This is a genomic window from Agrobacterium leguminum, assembly GCF_015704895.1.
Lineage (GTDB): Bacteria > Pseudomonadota > Alphaproteobacteria > Rhizobiales > Rhizobiaceae > Agrobacterium > Agrobacterium leguminum.
This window is the reverse complement of the sequence record NZ_JADQWB010000011.1, coordinates 132,122-150,416: the sequence shown is the minus strand read 5'-3', so window position 1 is coordinate 150,416 and position 18,295 is coordinate 132,122. Positions and strand designations below refer to the sequence as shown.

General features: G+C 60.6%; 19 protein-coding genes. 4 read left to right on the top strand and 15 right to left on the bottom strand.

All coding sequences use genetic code 11. The features are described 5' to 3' along the window. Nucleotides 1-53: 53 nt before the first annotated feature. Nucleotides 54-653, top strand: coding sequence for a GNAT family N-acetyltransferase (locus tag I3J13_RS17080; RefSeq protein WP_003509108.1), 600 nt, complete (start codon nt 54-56; stop codon nt 651-653). After that, nucleotides 650-3,565, top strand: a complete 2,916-nt coding sequence (locus tag I3J13_RS17075) for an EAL domain-containing protein (protein ID WP_035262976.1) — start codon at nt 650-652, stop codon at nt 3,563-3,565. Before I3J13_RS17080 ends, I3J13_RS17075 begins: the two co-directional genes overlap by 4 nt. Before the next feature lie 195 nt (nt 3,566-3,760). Here the strand turns inward: I3J13_RS17075 and I3J13_RS17070 are convergent, their stop codons facing one another. From I3J13_RS17070 to I3J13_RS17060, 3 genes are all read right to left on the bottom strand, one after another. Further along, nucleotides 3,761-4,864 carry a zinc-binding metallopeptidase family protein gene (locus I3J13_RS17070; protein ID WP_196379536.1) on the bottom strand — a complete coding sequence of 368 codons (1,104 nt, stop codon included), beginning with the start codon at nt 4,862-4,864 and terminating at the stop codon, nt 3,761-3,763. A gap of 169 nt (nt 4,865-5,033) precedes the next feature. Further along, entirely contained in the window at nt 5,034-5,225 is a 192-nt protein-coding gene (locus I3J13_RS17065) for a CsbD family protein (RefSeq protein ID WP_196379535.1), read from the bottom strand. A 106-nt stretch (nt 5,226-5,331) separates the two neighbouring features. Continuing rightward, the gene (locus I3J13_RS17060; protein ID WP_003521117.1) at nt 5,332-5,937 is read right to left on the bottom strand and encodes a YqgE/AlgH family protein; all 606 of its coding nucleotides are present in this window, start codon (nt 5,935-5,937) and stop codon (nt 5,332-5,334) included. Between the two features lie 161 nt (nt 5,938-6,098). On the opposite strand from I3J13_RS17060, the gene I3J13_RS17055 reads away from it, so the two are divergent. Both I3J13_RS17055 and I3J13_RS17050 read left to right on the top strand, forming a co-directional pair. Continuing rightward, nucleotides 6,099-6,947, top strand: coding sequence for a protein-disulfide reductase DsbD domain-containing protein (locus tag I3J13_RS17055; protein WP_196379534.1), 849 nt, complete (start codon nt 6,099-6,101; stop codon nt 6,945-6,947). Nucleotides 6,948-7,069: 122 nt separating this feature from the next. Beyond that, nucleotides 7,070-7,555 (top strand): peroxiredoxin, encoded by a 486-nt coding sequence (locus tag I3J13_RS17050; RefSeq protein ID WP_003521115.1) that lies wholly within the window; start codon nt 7,070-7,072, stop codon nt 7,553-7,555. A 228-nt stretch (nt 7,556-7,783) separates the two neighbouring features. On the opposite strand, the gene I3J13_RS17045 is transcribed toward I3J13_RS17050, so the two are convergent. The 12 genes from I3J13_RS17045 to coxB form a co-directional block, all read right to left on the bottom strand. Next, nucleotides 7,784-8,092 carry a Dabb family protein gene (locus I3J13_RS17045; RefSeq protein WP_003521114.1) on the bottom strand — a complete coding sequence of 103 codons (309 nt, stop codon included), beginning with the start codon at nt 8,090-8,092 and terminating at the stop codon, nt 7,784-7,786. Between the two features lie 135 nt (nt 8,093-8,227). After that, a complete protein-coding gene (gene rnhA / locus I3J13_RS17040; RefSeq protein ID WP_196379533.1) occupies nt 8,228-8,668 on the bottom strand; it encodes a ribonuclease HI in 441 nt (146 codons plus the stop codon). Beyond that, on the bottom strand, nt 8,665-9,633 hold the full coding sequence (locus I3J13_RS17035) for a homoserine kinase (protein ID WP_196379532.1): 969 nt from the start codon (nt 9,631-9,633) through the stop codon (nt 8,665-8,667). Before I3J13_RS17035 ends, rnhA begins: the two co-directional genes overlap by 4 nt. Nucleotides 9,634-9,725: 92 nt before the next feature. Then, nucleotides 9,726-10,772, bottom strand: coding sequence for a 4-hydroxy-3-methylbut-2-enyl diphosphate reductase (gene ispH / locus I3J13_RS17030; protein WP_003521111.1), 1,047 nt, complete (start codon nt 10,770-10,772; stop codon nt 9,726-9,728). 77 nt (nt 10,773-10,849) lie between these two features. Beyond that, complete coding sequence (locus I3J13_RS17025) at nt 10,850-11,584, bottom strand: SURF1 family protein (RefSeq protein ID WP_196379553.1); 735 nt, start codon at nt 11,582-11,584, stop codon at nt 10,850-10,852. A gap of 10 nt (nt 11,585-11,594) precedes the next feature. Beyond that, on the bottom strand, nt 11,595-11,981 hold the full coding sequence (locus I3J13_RS17020; protein ID WP_003521108.1) for a DUF983 domain-containing protein: 387 nt from the start codon (nt 11,979-11,981) through the stop codon (nt 11,595-11,597). A gap of 248 nt (nt 11,982-12,229) precedes the next feature. Then, the gene (locus I3J13_RS17015; RefSeq protein WP_003521107.1) at nt 12,230-13,105 is read right to left on the bottom strand and encodes a cytochrome c oxidase subunit 3; all 876 of its coding nucleotides are present in this window, start codon (nt 13,103-13,105) and stop codon (nt 12,230-12,232) included. 61 nt (nt 13,106-13,166) lie between these two features. Further along, on the bottom strand, nt 13,167-13,784 hold the full coding sequence (locus I3J13_RS17010; protein ID WP_003521106.1) for a cytochrome c oxidase assembly protein: 618 nt from the start codon (nt 13,782-13,784) through the stop codon (nt 13,167-13,169). Nucleotides 13,785-13,813: 29 nt separating this feature from the next. Beyond that, nucleotides 13,814-13,945 (bottom strand): hypothetical protein, encoded by a 132-nt coding sequence (locus tag I3J13_RS25950; protein ID WP_003521105.1) that lies wholly within the window; start codon nt 13,943-13,945, stop codon nt 13,814-13,816. Beyond that, complete coding sequence (gene cyoE, locus I3J13_RS17005) at nt 13,945-14,898, bottom strand: heme o synthase (RefSeq protein WP_003521104.1); 954 nt, start codon at nt 14,896-14,898, stop codon at nt 13,945-13,947. Before cyoE ends, I3J13_RS25950 begins: the two co-directional genes overlap by 1 nt. A 386-nt stretch (nt 14,899-15,284) precedes the next feature. Continuing rightward, nucleotides 15,285-16,991 carry a cytochrome c oxidase subunit I gene (gene ctaD, locus I3J13_RS17000; RefSeq protein ID WP_020809078.1) on the bottom strand — a complete coding sequence of 569 codons (1,707 nt, stop codon included), beginning with the start codon at nt 16,989-16,991 and terminating at the stop codon, nt 15,285-15,287. 16 nt (nt 16,992-17,007) lie between these two features. Further along, complete coding sequence (coxB, locus tag I3J13_RS16995; protein ID WP_003521102.1) at nt 17,008-17,871, bottom strand: cytochrome c oxidase subunit II; 864 nt, start codon at nt 17,869-17,871, stop codon at nt 17,008-17,010. Nucleotides 17,872-18,295: the final 424 nt, after the last annotated feature.

The window sequence follows — 18,295 nt, the reverse complement described above, 5'->3', positions numbered from 1 at the left end:
CTTTTTCGCCATCCCGCTCGCGGATGGCGATGTCTGCCGCACAGGGATCGTGAATGCTGCGTTTTCTTTCCCGACATAGCGACACGCCCGAACTGCGCAGCGCCAACCACCTTCTCAGACTGCCGCGCTACGGCGATTTCAAGCAATGGCATGTGCTGCGCTCCGAAAGCCGGCAGTTTCTCCAGCCCTGGGAGCCGACCTGGCGGCCGGACGAGCTGACGGAAGGCGCCTTCCGCATGCGCGTGGTACGCAACGGCCAGGAATTTTCCTCCGGCACCGCCGTTTCCTTCCTGCTATTCGAGAAAGAGACGCTGCTGGTCGGCGGCATCACCATCGGTTACATCCGCCGGGGTGCGGCGCAAAGCTGCATGATCGGATACTGGATCGGCGAGCGGCACGCCGCCCAAGGCCATATGTCTGCCGCATTAAAATTGGTAATACCATACATCTTTAACGGACTTCAGTTGCACCGTATCGAGGCAGCCTGTATTCCGGAAAACTTCAAAAGCATCCGGCTTCTCGAAAATGCCGGGTTCCAGCGGGAAGGCCTCCTGCGGGAATATCTGAAAATCAATGGCCAATGGCGGGATCATATGATGTTTTCCCTTCTTGCCGACAAGCAAAGCTCCGGCGGAACGAAGTACGATACATGACCTACAATCACACTGCGCCTTGCCTTGCGAAACGTCTGGCGGCAATCGCGCTGGCTGCGCCATTTTTCCTGCTTTTCCTGCTTTTCTCTTCCTATTCCTACGCCTTCGAGCCGGTGAAGATTTCCCGTGACGACACGGCGCTCGACCTGACGGCCACCACCGATATCTATGCCAACCAGGGCGAAGCCTTTCAGGTCTCGACCGCGCCCGGCCCCGACGGCATTCGCCGCCGTATCGAGGTGCGCGCCAGTTCCACCGACCATCAGGGCGACTGGGCGGTTTTCGCACTCGCCAACGTCTCCGAAGAGCAGCTGGAGCGGGTGATCGTCGCGCCGCATTTCCGCCTCGTGAATTCCAAGCTGTTCTGGCCCGATCTCGGCTCGCAGCGCATCATGGCAATTACGCCGAGTGAAGGCTTTGCGCTTGACCGGCAGCCGAGCCCGGATGCCGACGTGTTCCGCATCACCCTCAATCCCGGCTCCGTCATCACCTTCGTCGCCGAGCTTTCCACGCCGCAGCTGCCGCAGCTTTATCTGTGGGAGCCGGAGGCCTACAAGGACACGATCAACGCGTTCACGCTCTATCGCGGCATCGTGCTCGGCATTGCCGGCCTGCTGGCAGTGCTTCTGACCATCCTGTTCGTGGTCAAGGGTACTTCCGTCCTGCCGGCCTCGGCCGCGCTCGCATGGGCGGTGCTCGCCTATATATGCGTCGATTTCGGCTTCCTCGAAAAGCTCATCACCGTCACCTCAAGCGATCAGCGAATATGGAGGGCGGGCGCGGAAGTGGCGCTCGCCTCCAGCTTCGTGGTCTTCCTCTTCACCTATCTCAATCTCAACCGATGGCATGCGCATCTGGGTTATGCGACCTTTGCCTGGGTGGTGGGTCTGGCGCTGCTGTTCGGCGTGGCGATCTACGATCCCTCGGTCGCCTCCGGCATTGCGCGCGTGTCCTTCGCGCTCACCGCAACGGCCGGCATCGCGCTTATCGTCTATCTCGGTTTCAACCGTTACGATCGGGCGATTTTGCTCGTGCCTTCCTGGGCGCTTATCCTCGTCTGGCTGTTCGGCAGCTGGCTGACGGTCACGGGGCAATTGGACAATGACATCGTGCAGCCCGCACTCGGCGGCGGGCTGGTGCTGATCGTGCTGTTGATCGGCTTCACCGTCATTCAGCACGCCTTCGCCGGCAGCGCCTACCAGCAGGGTCTCTTCTCCGATCTGGAGCGGCAATCGCTGGCGCTGACGGGCAGCGGCGATACGGTCTGGGACTGGGATGTGACGCGCGACCGCATCGTCACCACGCCCGACATTTCCAACCGGCTGGGACTGGAACCCGGCGCCATGCACGGTGCGGCACGCAACTGGCTGCCGCGCCTGCACCCTGACGATCGCGACCGGTTCAAGGCGACGCTCGACGTGCTGCTCGACCACCGCAAGGGCCGCCTCAACCACGAATTCCGCATTCGCGCCGAAGACGGTCATTTCCACTGGCTGCAAATCCGCGCCCGTCCGGTTCTCGGCTCCAACGGCGAAATCATCCGCTGCGTCGGCACCATCACCGATATTACCGAGCAGAAGAATTCCGTCGAGAGGCTGCTTCAGGATGCGATGAACGACAATCTGACCGGGCTTCCGAACCGGCAGGTGTTTCTCGACCGCCTGCAATCGATCCTCAACCTGTCTTCCGACAGCGACGGCGTGCGCCCGACCGTGATGGCCATCGATATCGATCGCTACAAGCTGGTCAACGATACGCTCGGCATTGCTGCCGGTGACAATATCCTCATCGCGCTGACCCGTCGTCTGCGCCGTCTTTTGAAACCGCAGGATACGCTGGCGCGTCTTGGCGGCGATGAGTTCGGCCTGATCTTGACCTCGGAGCGCGATCCGCAACGTGTGGCCGATTTCGCCGATGCGGTGAACAAGGCGATCATGGTGCCGATCAATTTCGCCAATCGCGAAATCATCCTCACCGCTTCCATCGGCCTCGTTTCGTGGATCGACCAGCAGGAAAGTGCGGCCGGTCTCTTGAGCGATGCGGAACTCGCCATGTATCGCGCCAAGCGCGCCGGCGGCAATCGCGTCGAGCCCTTCCGCCCCGCCTTCCGCACGTCGGGCACCGACCGGCTGCAGATGGAGAGCGACCTTCGCCGCGCCATCGAGCGCAAGGAGCTGTCGCTGGCCTATCAGCCGATCGTCAAGCTCGACGATGGCGAACTGGCCGGTTTCGAGGCGCTGATGCGCTGGGAACATCCCAAGCGCGGCAATATTCCGCCGAGCGAGTTCATTCCGATTGCGGAGGCCTCCGGCCTGATCGAGCCGCTCGGCATGTTCGCGCTGGAACGGGCGGCGACCGATCTGATGGACTGGCAGCACGCCATCGAGAAGATGCCAATCTTCATTTCCGTCAATATTTCCAGCGCGCAGCTGCTGAACAATGAATTGTACAATGACGTGCGCGGCATGCTGACCCGCACGCGTTGCAATCCGCAGCAGCTGAAGCTGGAACTGACGGAATCCGTCGTCATGGAAAACCCGGAGCAGGCGCGGCTGGTGCTTTCCAAGCTCAAGGAAACGGGCTTGAGCCTCGCCATGGACGATTTCGGTACCGGCTATTCGTCCCTCGCCTATCTGACCCGCTTCCCCTTCGACACGATCAAGCTCGACAAGGCGCTGGTGGCCAATACCAGCGACAAGCGCAACGTGCTCCTGCGCTCCGTCATCGCCATGGCGCGGGCGCTCGACATGCAGGTGGTGGCGGAAGGCATCGAAACGCCCGAGGATGCGGCCGAACTGGCGCGCATGAACTGCCATTTCGGCCAGAGCTTCCTGTTCGGCACCCCGGTTTCGGGCGATGCGGCGCTGAAGCTTCTGCGGGAGCGGTTCCAGCCGACGAAGCGGGCTTCGTAAGCGGAGTATTGGAACGCGAAGTAGGCTACCTCCGTCATTCCGGCCTTGAGCCGGAATCCAGCCGCCGCGCGTCGGCGCGGCGAGAAAAGTCATTCAGCCCAATGACTTGGGCTAGCTGGATGCCGGATCAAGTCCGGCATGACGGGAGGGGAAAACGGCGCGTTTGCCGACTGTTACGCCTCGTTTGTCGAACATTCACTGCACCACGGCAGCCTGCACCGGTGTTGACGCATCCGCCGCCACCCTCCCATGCAGGAGGTCGTGAATGAATTCCATCTTCACCACCACCGGCGGCGTCAGCACGAAGGGATAGAGGTCCGCCTCCCCCATGCTGCGCTGGATAGAATTGATCGCGACGCTGAGCGGAATCCAGGCCTTGACGAGTTGTTCGGCGCTGCGGGCGTTGTAGGGATCGAAAGTCACCTCCGCCGCCATTTCTTCATGCCCATCGGGATCGATGGCCACGCCGAAGGCCCGCGCCGTCTCCAGCGTATCGACGATGTGGAGATAATGAGCGAAACACTCGGCGAAATCCTCCCAGGGGTGGACGGACGCATAGGAACTGATGAAGCTTTCCTGCCAGTCGGCACGCGGCCCCTCTTCGTAATTGCGTTGCAGAGCGGCGCCATAATCCTCGCTGTCGTCGCCGAAGACGGCACGGCAGGCCTCCAGGCGGTTCTCATCCCGCACCAGCTTGTTCCAGATGAAATGCCCCACCTCGTGGCGGAAATGGCCGAGCATGGTGCGGTACGGCTCGTTCATATTGGCGCGCACCTGCTCGCGGGTGACATCGTCGGCCTCCGCGGCGCGGATGGCGATCAGGCCCTCATCGTGACCGGTCATGGCGGGAATGACGGAACCATCGGGCGCCACCTCGTCCACCAGAAAATCGAAGACGAGGCCGCCAGCCGGATAGGCATCGCGATTGGGATGCGGCAGGCCGAGCCGCAGGATCGAATAGAACAGATGCCGCTGCGCCTGGCTGATGCGACGCCATTGTGCAATGCCCTCATCCGTCGCGATATCCGGCACCAGACGGTTGTGGCTGCAGGCCGGGCAAAAGGCGCTGTCGCTTTGCGCCGGCACCGACCAGTTGCAGATATCGTTCACTTCATTGGCACAAAACCGCACCTGTTTTTGCGGATCCGCAACGATCTGCCAGTTCGGCTCACCCGCGGGCGAAAGCGCCTCCATGGAAAGCCGCTCCGGCACGAAGGCCAGACGATGACCGCAGGAAACGCAGAAACGATTGTCGAAATGGACCGGCTGGCCGCAGGATGCGCAGGAAAAAAGCTTCATCGATGAAACCCTTGCGATGGATCGGGTGGGTGGAGGCAAATCTAGGATATCAACATGAACGGCGTAACAAGCCGGACATTCCGGCCCTCAGACGACAAGAGCGCATGTGCTGTTACACATGCGCTCCCAGGCGCCGCATCGTCAGAAAGGCGCAATCCGTCGGGCGAAATTACATGCGGTCGACAGCGCCCTTGACGGCGTCTTTCGCCTTGCCAATGCTGGTCTGTACCTTGCCCTTGGCTTCCTGAGCGGCACCCTTGGCGCGCAATTCATTATTGCCCGTCGCTTCGCCGACGTTCTTCTTCACTTTGCCAGCAACTTCATTGGCTTTACCGGCGATCTTGTCAGATGTGCTACCCATAATACTACTCCCTCGTTGAGCCGTACTGTCTGTCCGGCTTTCCGGGTGAGTAACGTCAGGGGTCGGGATTTGGTTCCAGCCAAAACGGGCGGGAACATTCAGGGGCTCAGGCGTGACCGGCATCCGTGGAAAGCATGCGCGCATCGACGCCCATGAGCGCCAGCGCCCGCTCGTATTTATTGTCCAGCCCACGGTCGAAGATCAGCTCTTCCGCAGCGGGGCAATTCAGCCAGCCATTATTGGCGATCTCGTTTTCCAGCTGGCCCGGACCCCAGCCGGCATAACCAAGCATCATGGTGGCCCTTTGCGGACCGCGGCCGTTGGAGATGGCGCGGACGATATCGAGCGTTGCCGTCAGCGAAATGTCATCGCTGACCGGAATGCTGGATTCGCTTAAATAATCATCCGAATGCAGCACGAAACCCCGGCCGGATTCCACCGGGCCGCCGCACTGGATCGGAAATTCGCGGGTGCGGTTGGGCAGCATGATGGCGTCGTTGCTGTCCACCAGTTTCAGGTGCAGCAGAATATCCGTAAAGGTGATCTGCTGCGGCCGGTTGATGATGAAGCCCATGGCGCCGGCATCCGAATGGGCGCAGATATAGATCACCGAACGGGCAAAATTGCCGTCGTCCAGCCCCGGCATCGCGATGAGGAACTGACCATCGAGAAAGCCACGTTCGCGTTTGTCCATCAGGGTTGAAAAGCTCACCGGCGCCTCCAGCAGACCGCATTCCGTCGTTTAACGGAAAACGGCGTTCGCACTTCGACAAAGGACAGGATGCGGCATCGCGCCCGATCAATCAACCGAAAATGATGAACCGCACGAATTCGTAACTGGTCCGCCGGGCGATGTTGGGTTAGACGGAAAGCATGAGCGCCAGAATATTCTTTCGATTTTCACATTTCCGTTTTGCAGCGGCATTTGCTGCCCTACTTGGCGGTGCTGAAGCCGCCCAGGCCGAGATTACCGACTGGGCGAGAAGCGAAGGCGGCCAGATGCGCGTGGCAAGCCTCGCCATGGATGCCGACGGCGTGGTGCGCGGCGTGCTCCAGATCGAGCCGAAGGACGGCTGGATCACCTATTGGCGCGAACCGGGCGAAGCGGGCATACCGCCGCAGATCACGCCCGATCCGGCAAGCGGCGCGGCGCTCACCACCATGGCCTATCCGGTTCCGAAGCTGATCGAAAACGGCGACATCACCGATATCGGCTATGACCACGCCGTCAGCCTTCCGTTTCAGCTGAAAGCCGCCGACCCGGCGGCAAGCGGAAAGATCGATCTCACCGCCTTCATCGGCGTGTGCCAAAACATCTGCATTCCCTTCGAGGCGAAGTTTTCAATCGAGCGCGGCAATGCCGGCGATGACGACCGCGAGGAACGGCGATTGCTGGAGGAGGCGCGCGAAACGCTGCCCGAGGCGGCATCCGACGATTTCAAGGTGATCGATTTCCACATCACGCCCGACAAGACCATGCTCGGCGTGCAATTGCAGCTTCCGGAAAACGCGCCGAAGGAGACCGAAATCTTCATCGCCGGCCCCTCGGGCTTTGCCTATTATGAGCCGCAGAACCTGGTGCGCGACAAGCGCAAGCTCTCCTTCTACATGAACATCAAGGGCCTGCCGAAAACCTATCAGGTGCAGGGCAATAGCTGGCCTATCCTGGTCAAATCCGGCGACCGGGCCATGGAAACGATGCTCCATTTTCCAAAGCCCTGATCGGTTCGGCGGTCACGTTTGAGCGGCCGCGTCTGCAATGGAATTTCCTGCGAAAACCGCATGACACGTTTCATTTGGTTGCTCTATAGTCGCGCGAACCGAACGGCTACAGGAGCACGGACATGACCATCAAGATCGGCGAAAAACTGCCTTCCGCAACTTTCAAGGAAAAGACGGCCGACGGCCCGGTGGAAACCACCACGGACGCGCTTTTCGGCGGCAAGAAGGTGGTTCTCTTCGCCGTTCCCGGCGCTTTCACCCCCACCTGCTCACTGAACCATCTGCCGGGCTATCTCGAAAACCGCGACACCATTCTTTCCAAGGGCGTTGACGATATCGCCGTCGTCGCCGTCAACGACTGGCACGTGATGGGCGCATGGGCGCAATCCTCCGGCGGTCAGGGCAAAATCCACTTCCTCGCCGACTGGGACGCCGCCTTTACCAAGGCGCTCGGCCTCGATGCCGATCTTTCCGCCGGCGGCCTCGGCGTGCGCTCTAAGCGTTATTCGATGCTGGTGGAAGACGGTGTGGTGAAGTCGCTCAACGTGGAAGAGAACCCCGGCCAGGCGACGGTTTCGGCCGCTGCGGCGATGATCGAGCAGCTTTGAGGGCGAGCCTGGTCCCTCGTTGCATGTAAAGGCTCCAACTTCCCGTCATGCCGGACTTGATCCGGCATCCAGCCACGGCGCGTCTGCGCCGTGGGAAGAGTCTTTCGCGATCAAAGACTTGATCGCACTGGACCCCGGATCAAGTCCGGGGTGACGGCGACCTTTCGTGATACGATTCTGCTATAGGCATTCACATTGCAGAATAAGGGCGGCCCCGCCGCCCTCCACTCAAACATTCATATCGAACACCAGAAGCCCGGCGAGACCGCCGTCGGTGAGCGACACGAGACGTTCCCCCACTTCCATGTGCTTGGGATGGGCGAGATAGTCGTCGCGGGCCTCGGGGCTTTCCAGCGTCACGATGAAACCGTCGACAAAACCGCCATTCAGCCCTTCGGGTGAGACATTCTGGCCGTATTTCACATCGATGATGCCGGGTATCACATCCTTCAGGGCGGCAATCGCCTCGAATATTGCGTGTTTTTCAGAAGAGGCCGTTGCAGCCTTGAAGCGTAGAAATACACAATGCAGGATCATCCGGATTTCTCTCCTCCGTTGAGCGCTACCGGAGCGCCCCTTGACGACAAGATAGGTCGGGTTTCGGTTTTCACAACCCCCGATAACGGGGCCGCCAGCGCGGATTTGCCCGGCCCGAAATAGAGCAGGCTTCCATTACCGCCGTTTGAAGGGCTCCATGCCCTTTCGCGCCAACTCGTCGGCGCGCTCGTTTTCCGGGTGGCCGGCATGGCCCTTGACCCAATGCAGGGTAACCTTATGGCGTTGCTGCGCCGCTTCCAGCGCCTGCCATAGTTCAACATTCTTGACCGGCTTGTTATCGGCGGTTTTCCAGCCCTTCTTTTTCCAGCCGAAAATCCACTTGGTGATGCCATCCTTCACATAGGAGCTGTCGGTATAAAGATCGACCTCGCAGGGGCTTTTGAGCGCATTGAGCGCCGAGATCGCCGCCAGCAGTTCCATGCGGTTATTGGTGGTCTCGGCCTCGCCGCCGGAGAGTTCCTTCTCCACTTCGCCGTAACGCAGCACGGCGCCCCAGCCGCCGGGACCGGGATTGCCGGAGCAGGCGCCATCGGTGAAAATATCGACATGTTTCATTCGCCCGCCAGCCCATATTCGGCGACAGTGGCGATGGAACGGTGGAACCGCAGCTTGCGCAGATATTCCAGCGGGTCCTTCTTCACCACCAGCGCGCCTTCCGGCGTCGTCAGCCAGTCATAAAGGCGGGTGAGGAAGAAACGCAGCGCCGAACCGCGCGCCAGAAGCGGCAGCGCCTCCAGCTCCGCTTCGCCGAGCGGGCGTACCGACTGGTAACCTTCAAGCAGCGCCTTGCCCTTGGTGACGTTGTAAGCGCCATCCTTTTCGAAGCACCAGGCATTGAGGCAGATCGACACGTCATAAGCGAGCAGGTCGTTGCAGGCGAAATAAAAGTCGATCAGGCCGGACAGTTCATCGCCGAGGAAGAACACATTGTCCTGGAACAGATCCGCATGGATGACGCCGGCCGGCAGATTTTTCGGCCAATGGGCGGCGAGATAATCGATTTCCGGGCGAATCTCGTCTTTCAGGCCCTTCTCCACCTCGTCGGCCCGTGCTTCGGACTTGTCCCAAAGCACCTTCCAGCCTTCGACGGAAAGCGCGTTCGGCCGCTTGATTTCGAACCCCTCGCCGGCCAGATGCATCGCGGCCAGCGCCTTGCCGACTTCGCGGCAATGTTTCGCTTCCGGCTTTCTCAGCCACATGCCTTCAAGGAAGGAGATGAGCGCCGCCGGCCGGCCCGATAGTTCTCCCAGCAACTCGCCATCCTTGCGCGGCAGCGGCAGGGGGCAGGACAGGCCTTTGGCGGCCAGATGCTGCATGAGGCCGAGGAAGAAGGGCAGATCGGATTTCTCCACGCGCTTTTCATAAAGCGTGAGAATCAGCGGGTCCTTGGTGGTATGCAGCAGGAAATTGGAGTTTTCGACGCCTTCGGCAATGCCCTTATAGGAGGTGAGGCTGCCGACGTCATATTGCGTGAGGAAATTCCTCAGATCATCTTCGGTGATGTCCGTATAAACTGCCAATTTCAAATCTCTTGATGAAGGATGGAGTGGAAATCTCGGGTGGAGATGACGCAGGTGGGACGGAAACCGCCCGCATTCAGCGCCATACCGCTTCAGATGCCGGCGGCGGTTTTCGGCGGCAGCGCATCATTGGCATTGCCGTTCACGAAAGCCATGTCGTCCGTCGTCAGCTCGATGCTGCGCAGCTCGCGATTGACGAGGAAATGTTCCGTTTCCTCGACCGTCACGGCGAGATCGAGCGTCGTGTCGAAACGCGCCTTGAAGGCTTCGATGATCTCATCGACGATGACCTCCGGTGCGGATGCGCCGGCCGAAAGACCGACGGTGCGGATATCGCCGATTTCATTCCAGTCGATTTCCGAGGCCCGCTGCACCAGCACGGAACGCTGTGCACCGGCCCGCAGCGCCACTTCCACAAGCCGCTTGGAATTGGAGGAATTGGGCGCGCCAACGACGATGAAGAGGTCGCAGCCGGGGGCCGCCTGCTTCACCGCATCCTGACGGTTGGTGGTTGCGTAACAGATGCTGTCGGCGGCGGGCGCCTGAATGGCCGGGAAACGTTCCTGCAGCCTGGCGATGACGCCGGCCGTGTCATCGACCGAAAGTGTCGTCTGGGTGACGAAGCCGAGATTTTCCCGGTCCGCCGGTTCATAACGGCCGGCATCTTCCACCGTCTCGATCAGCGAAACCGTTCCTTCCGGAAGCTGGCCCATGGTGCCGATGACCTCGGGGTGGCCGGCATGGCCGATCAGCACCACATGGCGGCCAAGGCGCTGGTGGCGCATGGCCTGCTTGTGGACCTTGGAGACCAGCGGGCAAGTCGCATCGAGATAGAACAGATTACGCGCCTGTGCATCCTCCGGCACGGATTTCGGCACGCCGTGGGCCGAGAAAACCACCGGCTGCTCGCGGTGCTCGGCGGGAATTTCATGCAGTTCCTCGACGAAAACCGCGCCCTTGGCTTCCAGCCCTTCCACCACATAACGATTATGCACGATTTCGTGACGGACATAGACCGGCGCGCCATAGGCCTTCAGCGCCAGCACGACGATCTGGATCGCCCGGTCCACGCCCGCGCAAAAGCCGCGCGGTCCGCACAGCCTTATCGTCAAAGGGGGTTTGGAAACGGCGATGTTCATTCCAGCTCCTTGGCCTGCTGCTTGGGCCGTACTTCATGGCCTTGCCCGACAAGCTGCCTTACCGGACGGGCTGCGCTTTATTCACCCTGCGCCTTACCGTTCCGGAAATAGGCAAAACCGGCGACGATGACAAGGGCCGCCGCCAACCCATACCACGTTATCGCATATTGCAGGTGATTGTTGGGCAAATCTATCAGCGTCACGCCACCCTGCGGCCAACCGCCCGGATTAGGCGCGTTGTCAGCATCCACGAAGAGGTGGACCAGCCGGTCGGGCGGGATATCGGCGCTGGAGGCCATGGCCGCCAGATCCTTCCAGTAGAAGATGTTCTTGGCGATATCGTTATCAGGCAGTAGCGAGGACGGTTTTGCAACCAGCGGCGCGCGCGAAAGGCCGGTGATCGTCACCGCACCGGTAACCTGCCCGTCGGGCCGTTTGGCGGGTTCCTTCATCTCGAAGGGCACGAAGCCGCGATTGACGAAGAGAATGCGGCCATCGGCGAGCGTCAGCGGCGTATAGATGTAATAGCCGGTTTGCCCCTGATGGGTGGCGAAGAAATGCCGCTCGCGGGCATGATCGAAGGTGCCGGAAAGACTGACCGTGCGGTATTCGATATCGCCGCCGCTTTTCGCGATCGCCTCTATATCGGAGAGCGGCACCGGGCTCGCGCTCCGCCGCTCCTCGATATCGGCAATCAGCGCCTCTTTCCAGTAGAGACGCTTCACCTGCCAGGTGCCGAGCCCGAGAAGAATGGCAAGCGCCAGCAGCACCAGCGGCGCGGCGAACCAGACCCGCCTTTCCGCCGCCTTCATGTGGGAAACGTCATTCACGATCAAGCCTGCCTTCGCTTGCATTGTTGCGGTATTGCAGCGCAATCATGATCCCCTTCAGCTTGCGCAGCAGCACGAGGGAGACAATCACCGTAAACGGCAACCACAGCATGACATGCACCCAGACCGGCGGCGCAAAACGCTGATCGAACCAGAGCGCCAGCCCGACGACCAGAAAACCGACGATCAGCATGACGAAAACCGCCGGGCCATCGCCCGCATCGGCAAAACCGTAATCCAGTCCGCAGGCGCTGCAGGCGGGTTTTATGGTTAAAAAGCCGTCGAACAGCCGTCCGTTGCCGCAGCGCGGGCAGCAGCCTTTAAGCCCGACCTTGATGGGATCGACCGGCGCGAAATTGCCGTTTGATGGTTCAGACATGACGACCTCCCGCTTCCGCCTGCAAACCGCCCTGTTGGAGAGGGTTCAGGCACGAGGGCAGCAACCGCTGCCCGTGAAGTGTCGACGGAGGCCCAATCTCCCTCCTCCGTCATCCCCGGACTTGACCCGAGGATTTGCACACTACCGATCTGGATTCCCGGGTCGAGCCCGGGAATGGCGCCGGGCGTGCGGGAAGCTCGCCCTGGACATCAGGGCGGCGACTTGCCGCCCCTCCATTATCGGCGCAATCAGCCGTGCAGCGGCGCGCCCCAGCCACCCCAGATATAGATGGCGAAGAACAGAAACAGCCAGACGACGTCAACGAAGTGCCAATACCAGGCAGCCGCTTCGAAACCGAAATGCTGCTTGGGCGTGAAACCGCCGCCAACGGCGCGGAACAGGCAGACCAGCAGGAAGACCGTGCCGACGAAGACGTGGAAACCGTGGAAACCGGTGGCCATGAAGAAGGTCGCGCCGTAGATCGAATTCTTGAAGTCGAACGGCGCGTGCATGTATTCGTAAACCTGCACGGTGGAGAACAGGACGCCGAGCGCGACGGTGAGCAACAGACCGGTGATCAGGCCCTTGCGGTCATTATGCAGCAGGGCATGGTGCGCCCAGGTGACGCAGGTGCCCGACAGAAGCAGGATGACGGTGTTGTAGAGCGGCAGGTGCCAGGGATCGATCACCTCGATGCCCTTGGGCGGCCATTGGCCGCCGGTGTATTCGAGGCGCGACGCCTGAATGGCCTCGTGCGGGAAGAGGCTGGCATCGAAATAGGCCCAGAACCACGCCACGAAGAACATCACCTCCGAGGCGATGAACATGATCATGCCGTAACGCAGGTGAAGCGAGACGACGCGGGTGTGGTTACCCTCATGGGCTTCCTTGATCGTATCGGACCACCATGCGTACATGGTGTAAAGCACGATGACGAGGCCGATATAGAACAGCCAGGGATTGGCCAGTTCCGCGCCGAACAGCTTGAAGGAGCCGCCCGACAGGTAACGCATGTAACAGACGCCACCGAAGGTCAGGATGAAGGCGCCGATCGAGGCCAGAAGCGGCCAGGGGCTTGGATCGATAATGTGGTAGTCGTGGTTCTTCTGATGCGTATCTGCCATTGCGACAATCCCCGAATGTCTCTTCCCTGATCCGGCCTCGGATAAAAGGCCAGATCTCCTCTCACAATTTGCTTTCGCCAGATGAAGTCTTTACCGGCAAGGACGCAACCGGTTTTTCGGTTTTGGCCGGATAAAACGTATAGGACAGCGTTAAAGTATGAATGCTCTTGGTCTCGCGCGCCGTGGCGATGTCAGGATCGACGAAGAACACCACCGGCATCTCCAGCGTTTCACCCGGCTGCAGCGTCGTTTCGGTGAAGCAGAAGCACTCCACCTTGTTGAAATAGGCGCCGGCTTCCATCGGCGTGACGTTGAAGACCGCCGTGCCCGTGGTCGCCACGGGTGAGCGGTTCGTCGCCTTGAACGTCACCTGCACCGTTTCGCCGATTTTCGGCGTGACCTTTTTGTCGACCGGCTGGAAATCCCAATTGAGGCCGTTCGACGTATTGGCGTCGAAGGTGACGTTGATGGTCTTGTCGAGGATGACGTCGGAATATTGCTCGACGCGCTGGGTGGTGCCGTTATAGCCGGTGACGCGGCAGAACAGCGTATAAAGCGGCACGGCGGCATAGGCCATGCCGATCATGGCGCAGAAAAACACCAGACAAAGCACGAGAATGGAGCGATTGCTCACCCGCTGCCTGCCGGTCCCTGCCGTCTGCGCTTCCATATTCGCCATCTCCTCCTCCTCTCCCCTCGATCAGCGCGTCAGTGCGAGCCGATCTTGATGATGGTGATGATGTAGAACAGCACCACCAGGCCGGCGAGCAGGACGCCGAGCGCGATGTTGCGCCCACGTCTCGATTTTTTCTGCGCCGCGCTCAGTTCCACCGTTTCCATCACAGGACTCCCGACATGACGGCCTTCAGGGCCGGCGCGAAATGATCGGCCAGAAGGCCGGAGAAAATCGCAAAAAGGTAAAGCACCGAATAAGCGAACATCTTCTTGGCCGGCAGCATCTTCTCGTCGCCCTCAGGCATGCGCCGGACATCGAGCGAACAGTAGACGAAGATCGCGCTCAGCACGGCGGCGAAAATGCCGTAGCCGGCGCTCGCAAGGCCGGTGAAATAAGGCGCGACGGCTGCGGCCGCGGTCAGCACCGCATAAACGATCATCTGGTTCTTGGTCGAGCGTTCGCCGACCACGTTCGGCATCATCGGAATGCCGACGGCGCCGTAATCGCGCATCTTGAACAGCGCTAGCGCCCAGAAATGCGCCGGTGTCCACAGGAAGATGATGAGGAACAGGATGATGCTGTCCAGCGAAACGCCGCCGGTGACGCAGGCCCAGCCGAGCATGGGCGGGAAAGCGCCGGCCGCACCGCCGATGACGATGTTCTGCGGTGTCGAGCGTTTCAGCCACATCGTATAGATGACGGCGTAAAAGAAGATGGTGAAGGCGAGCAGGCCGGCCGAGAACCAGTTGACCGCAAGGCCGAGAATGACCACCGAAAAGGCCGACAGCGTCAGCCCAAAGGCCAGCGCCTCGCGCGGCGCGATGCGGCCGGACGGGATCGGCCGCCGGGCGGTGCGGCTCATCACGGCGTCGATATCGGCATCGTACCACATGTTGAGCGCACCAGATGCGCCGGCGCCGACGGCGATGCAGAGAATGGCGATGATGCCGAGCACCGGGTTGATTTCACCCGGCGCCAGCACGAGGCCCGCAAAGGCCGTGAAGACGACGAGCGACATGACGCGCGGCTTCAGCAATTCGAAATAATCGCGCGCGCCGGCTTCCGAAAGTTCGGAGCCCTTCACGCCCAGCATGTCGCGATTGTCGATAATGCTCATTTCCTGTCCTGCTTCCTTCGAACGCCGCGTGAAGCGACGTCCCCTGCACCGGCCCGAAAACGAATGTGATTTCCGGCATGCGCGATGCGTCAATTCATGGGTCCCGAACGTCCTGGCATGAGCGGCGCCGGGCAAAACCGATGCCATTTTCCGGCTTTTCGCCGCACCCTGCCGCCATTCGTCTGCGCTTGCATTTCATAAAGGCCAGATTTGGCATTTATCACGTCCGGGGCATGTATCACGTCGGACGGCAGGCATCGCTTGGACAAAATGTCACGCGGCAGGAGAGACTGCCCGTTCGGGAAACGGCACGGACCGAACCGCGCCGTCCCTCATTTTCAGCGCCGGGAATTCGCAGGCCCTGCCCGCGCCTTCCGGCCCGCGCATCAGCGAATGCGCGGCAGCTGCTCCCACTGGTGGTAGGGCGGCGGCGAAGACAGCTGCCATTCGAGCGTCGTCGCACCTTCACCCCAGGGATTGTTGCCGGCGATCCGCTTCTTTGCGAAGGCTTCCCAGACGCAGAAGAGGAAGATCAGCACGCCGACGGCCGAGATGTAGGAACCGTAGGAGGATACCATGTTCCAGCCGGCATAGGCATCGGGATAATCGATGTAGCGGCGCGGCATGCCGGCAAGACCGAGGAAGTGCTGCGGGAAGAACACGAGGTTCACGCCCACGAACATGACCCAGAAATGCAGCTTGCCGAGGAATTCGCTGTACATGTAGCCGGTGATCTTCGGGAACCAGTAATACCAGCCGGCAAAGATCGCGAAGACCGCGCCGAGCGACAGAACGTAGTGGAAGTGCGCCACCACGTAATAGGTGTCGTGCAGCGAACGGTCGAGACCGGCATTGGCGAGCTGGACGCCGGTGACGCCGCCGACCGTGAACAGGAAGATGAAGCCGATCGCCCAGACCATCGGGGTCGAGAAGGTCAGCGAACCGCCCCACATGGTCGCGATCCACGAGAAGATCTTGATACCCGTCGGCACCGCGATGACCATGGTGGCGAAGACGAAGTAGCGCTGCGCTTCGAGCGACAGGCCGACCGTGTACATGTGGTGGGCCCAGACGATGAAGCCGACGGCGCCGATGGCGACCATGGCATAGGCCATGCCGAGATAACCGAAGACCGGCTTCTTGGAGAAGGTGGAGACGATGTGGCTGATGATGCCGAAGCCCGGCAGGATCAGGATGTAGACTTCCGGGTGGCCGAAGAACCAGAACAGGTGCTGGTAAAGGATCGGGTCACCGCCGCCTTCCGGCGAGAAGAATGCCGTGCCGAAGTTGCGGTCGGTCAGAAGCATGGTGATGCCGCCCGCCAGAACCGGCAGCGAAAGCAGCAGCAGGAACGCGGTGACGAGGACCGACCAGGCGAAGAGCGGCATCTTGTGCAGCGTCATGCCCGGCGCGCGCATGTTGAGGATGGTGGTGATGAAGTTGATCGCACCGAGGATCGACGACGCGCCCGAAACGTGCAGCGCAAAGATCGCCAGATCCACCGCCGGCCCCGGCATGCCGCTGGTCGATAGAGGCGGATACATGGTCCAGCCGCCACCGACACCGTAGGCGCCCGCAGGGCCCTCGACGAAGAGCGAGAGAATGAGAAGGATGAAAGCCGGAACGATCAGCCAGAAGGAGATGTTGTTCAGGCGCGGGAAAGCCATGTCCGGAGCGCCGATCATGATCGGGATCATCCAGTTGGCGAAACCGCCGATCAGCGCCGGCATGACCATGAAGAAGATCATGATCAGTGCGTGCGCGGTGGTGAACACGTTGAACATGTGCTTGCCGCCATCGATGGCGGCGTCACCCTCGAAGCCGTAGACCATGGACGCCAGACCGTGGAAGATCTGGATGCCCGGCTCCTGAAGCTCCATGCGCATGACGACGGAAAGCCCGCCGCCGACGATGCCGGCGATGATCGCGAAGATCAGGTAGAGCGTGCCGATGTCCTTGTGGTTGGTCGACAGGAACCAGCGGGCGAAGAAGCCCGGCGTATGGGAATGATGCGCATCATGCGAATGATCGTGCCCATCATGTGCGGAATGACCATGCGAGTGATGATCGTCGTGTGCGGAAGGTCCAGCCATTGTCCTCACTCCAGAGTCAGTTGGTTTCGTTGGCGGCAACGTCGACGGTGCGCGGAGCGCCATCGACAGAGGCCATCAGCGCCCGGTTCGCACCGCTCAGGTCAGAAGCGGCGGCGGTGAGCCAGGTGTTGTACTGCTGTTCGGAAACCACCCGAATGGCGATCGGCATGAAGGCATGGTCCTTGCCGCAAAGCTCGGAACACTGACCGTAATAAAGGCCCTCTTTTTCCGCCTTGAACCAGGTTTCGTTCAGGCGGCCGGGAACGGCGTCGATCTTGACGCCGAAAGCCGGCATGGCGAAGGAATGGATCACATCCGTCGGTGCGGCGGTGACGAGCAGGCGAACGGTCTTGCCGACCGGAACGACCATTTCATTGTCTACCGCCAGAAGACGCGGATAGCGGGCCCTGTCTTCCTTGCCCGCGGCGGCGCGATCCTGATCCTTCAGCATGTAGCTGTCGAAGGAAACCGGCTCGGCGCCTTCGGCGGCCGTATATTCATAGCTCCAGAGCCATTGCGTGGCGGTCGCCTTCAGCGTCACGTCGGGGTTTTCCGGCTGCGTGAGCTGCGCGTTCAAGAGATTGAACGACGGGAAAGCAAGGAACAGGAGAATGAGAACCGGCGCCAGCGTCCAGACCACCTCGATCGCCGTGTTATGGCTGGTCTTGGAAGCCACCGGATTTTTCGCGGCGCGGAATTTCAGGGCGACGACGATGAGCAGCGCAAGAACGAAAAGCGTAACCGGAACAATGAACCAGAGCGTATATTGTTCAAACCAGCGTATTTCGTGCATGATCGGCGTGGCGGCCTCCTGCATGCCCATTTGCCAATGCACCGGCTGATCGGCGTGGGCGCCGACAGCCGTGAGCAGACAGGTCATCCCCGCCAGTGCTGCGTAAATCCTATTCGTCACGGTACCCTCTCCCTCACGCGTCTGATCTAGATCAATCACAGACGCAGAATCCATGCTTATGGTACTAACTTCAAACCACAGTTTGTCCTCTGCCGCAATATGCGTCGGGACACGGATGCGCCCCAATTTTGCCATTGGTCAATCCACGGCGACTTTCTCTCACCCCACGCCTCACCGGACCGGCAGAACGCGGTTTCAAACAGCCCAAATGCGACAAAGCCCCTTCTCACAGCCGGTTTTGCCGCCAGTTTCATCGCCGGATAATGAATGTCGCGCCGGGCAAATCAGACGCCCATACCGGAAGACAGGTCCTATTTCCGCCCAACTCCGCTGGAATTGAAGGCCTGAGGCTTTTTTTTCCGGATTATGGCGTCAAAATAGCCGCACTGAT

Bases quoted from the DNA above. Each gene is read 5' to 3' on its own strand.
- I3J13_RS17045 (WP_003521114.1), bottom strand. From the start codon at position 8,092: ATGATCCTGCATTGTGTATTTCTACGCTTCAAGGCTGCAACGGCCTCT.
- I3J13_RS17015 (WP_003521107.1), bottom strand. From the start codon at position 13,105: ATGGCAGATACGCATCAGAAGAACCACGACTACCACATTATCGATCCA.
- coxB (WP_003521102.1), bottom strand. From the start codon at position 17,871: ATGACCTGTCTGCTCACGGCTGTCGGCGCCCACGCCGATCAGCCGGTG.
- I3J13_RS17050 (WP_003521115.1), top strand. From the start codon at position 7,070: ATGACCATCAAGATCGGCGAAAAACTGCCTTCCGCAACTTTCAAGGAA.
- ispH (WP_003521111.1), bottom strand. From the start codon at position 10,772: ATGAACATCGCCGTTTCCAAACCCCCTTTGACGATAAGGCTGTGCGGA.
- cyoE (WP_003521104.1), bottom strand. From the start codon at position 14,898: ATGAGCATTATCGACAATCGCGACATGCTGGGCGTGAAGGGCTCCGAA.
- I3J13_RS17020 (WP_003521108.1), bottom strand. From the start codon at position 11,981: ATGTCTGAACCATCAAACGGCAATTTCGCGCCGGTCGATCCCATCAAG.
- I3J13_RS25950 (WP_003521105.1), bottom strand. From the start codon at position 13,945: ATGGAAACGGTGGAACTGAGCGCGGCGCAGAAAAAATCGAGACGTGGG.
- I3J13_RS17070 (WP_196379536.1), bottom strand. From the start codon at position 4,864: ATGAAGCTTTTTTCCTGCGCATCCTGCGGCCAGCCGGTCCATTTCGAC.
- I3J13_RS17075 (WP_035262976.1), top strand. From the start codon at position 650: ATGACCTACAATCACACTGCGCCTTGCCTTGCGAAACGTCTGGCGGCA.
- rnhA (WP_196379533.1), bottom strand. From the start codon at position 8,668: ATGAAACATGTCGATATTTTCACCGATGGCGCCTGCTCCGGCAATCCC.
- I3J13_RS17025 (WP_196379553.1), bottom strand. From the start codon at position 11,584: ATGAAGGCGGCGGAAAGGCGGGTCTGGTTCGCCGCGCCGCTGGTGCTG.
- I3J13_RS17055 (WP_196379534.1), top strand. From the start codon at position 6,099: ATGAGCGCCAGAATATTCTTTCGATTTTCACATTTCCGTTTTGCAGCG.
- I3J13_RS17065 (WP_196379535.1), bottom strand. From the start codon at position 5,225: ATGGGTAGCACATCTGACAAGATCGCCGGTAAAGCCAATGAAGTTGCT.
- ctaD (WP_020809078.1), bottom strand. From the start codon at position 16,991: ATGGCTGGACCTTCCGCACACGACGATCATCACTCGCATGGTCATTCC.
- I3J13_RS17080 (WP_003509108.1), top strand. From the start codon at position 54: ATGCTGCGTTTTCTTTCCCGACATAGCGACACGCCCGAACTGCGCAGC.
- I3J13_RS17010 (WP_003521106.1), bottom strand. From the start codon at position 13,784: ATGGCGAATATGGAAGCGCAGACGGCAGGGACCGGCAGGCAGCGGGTG.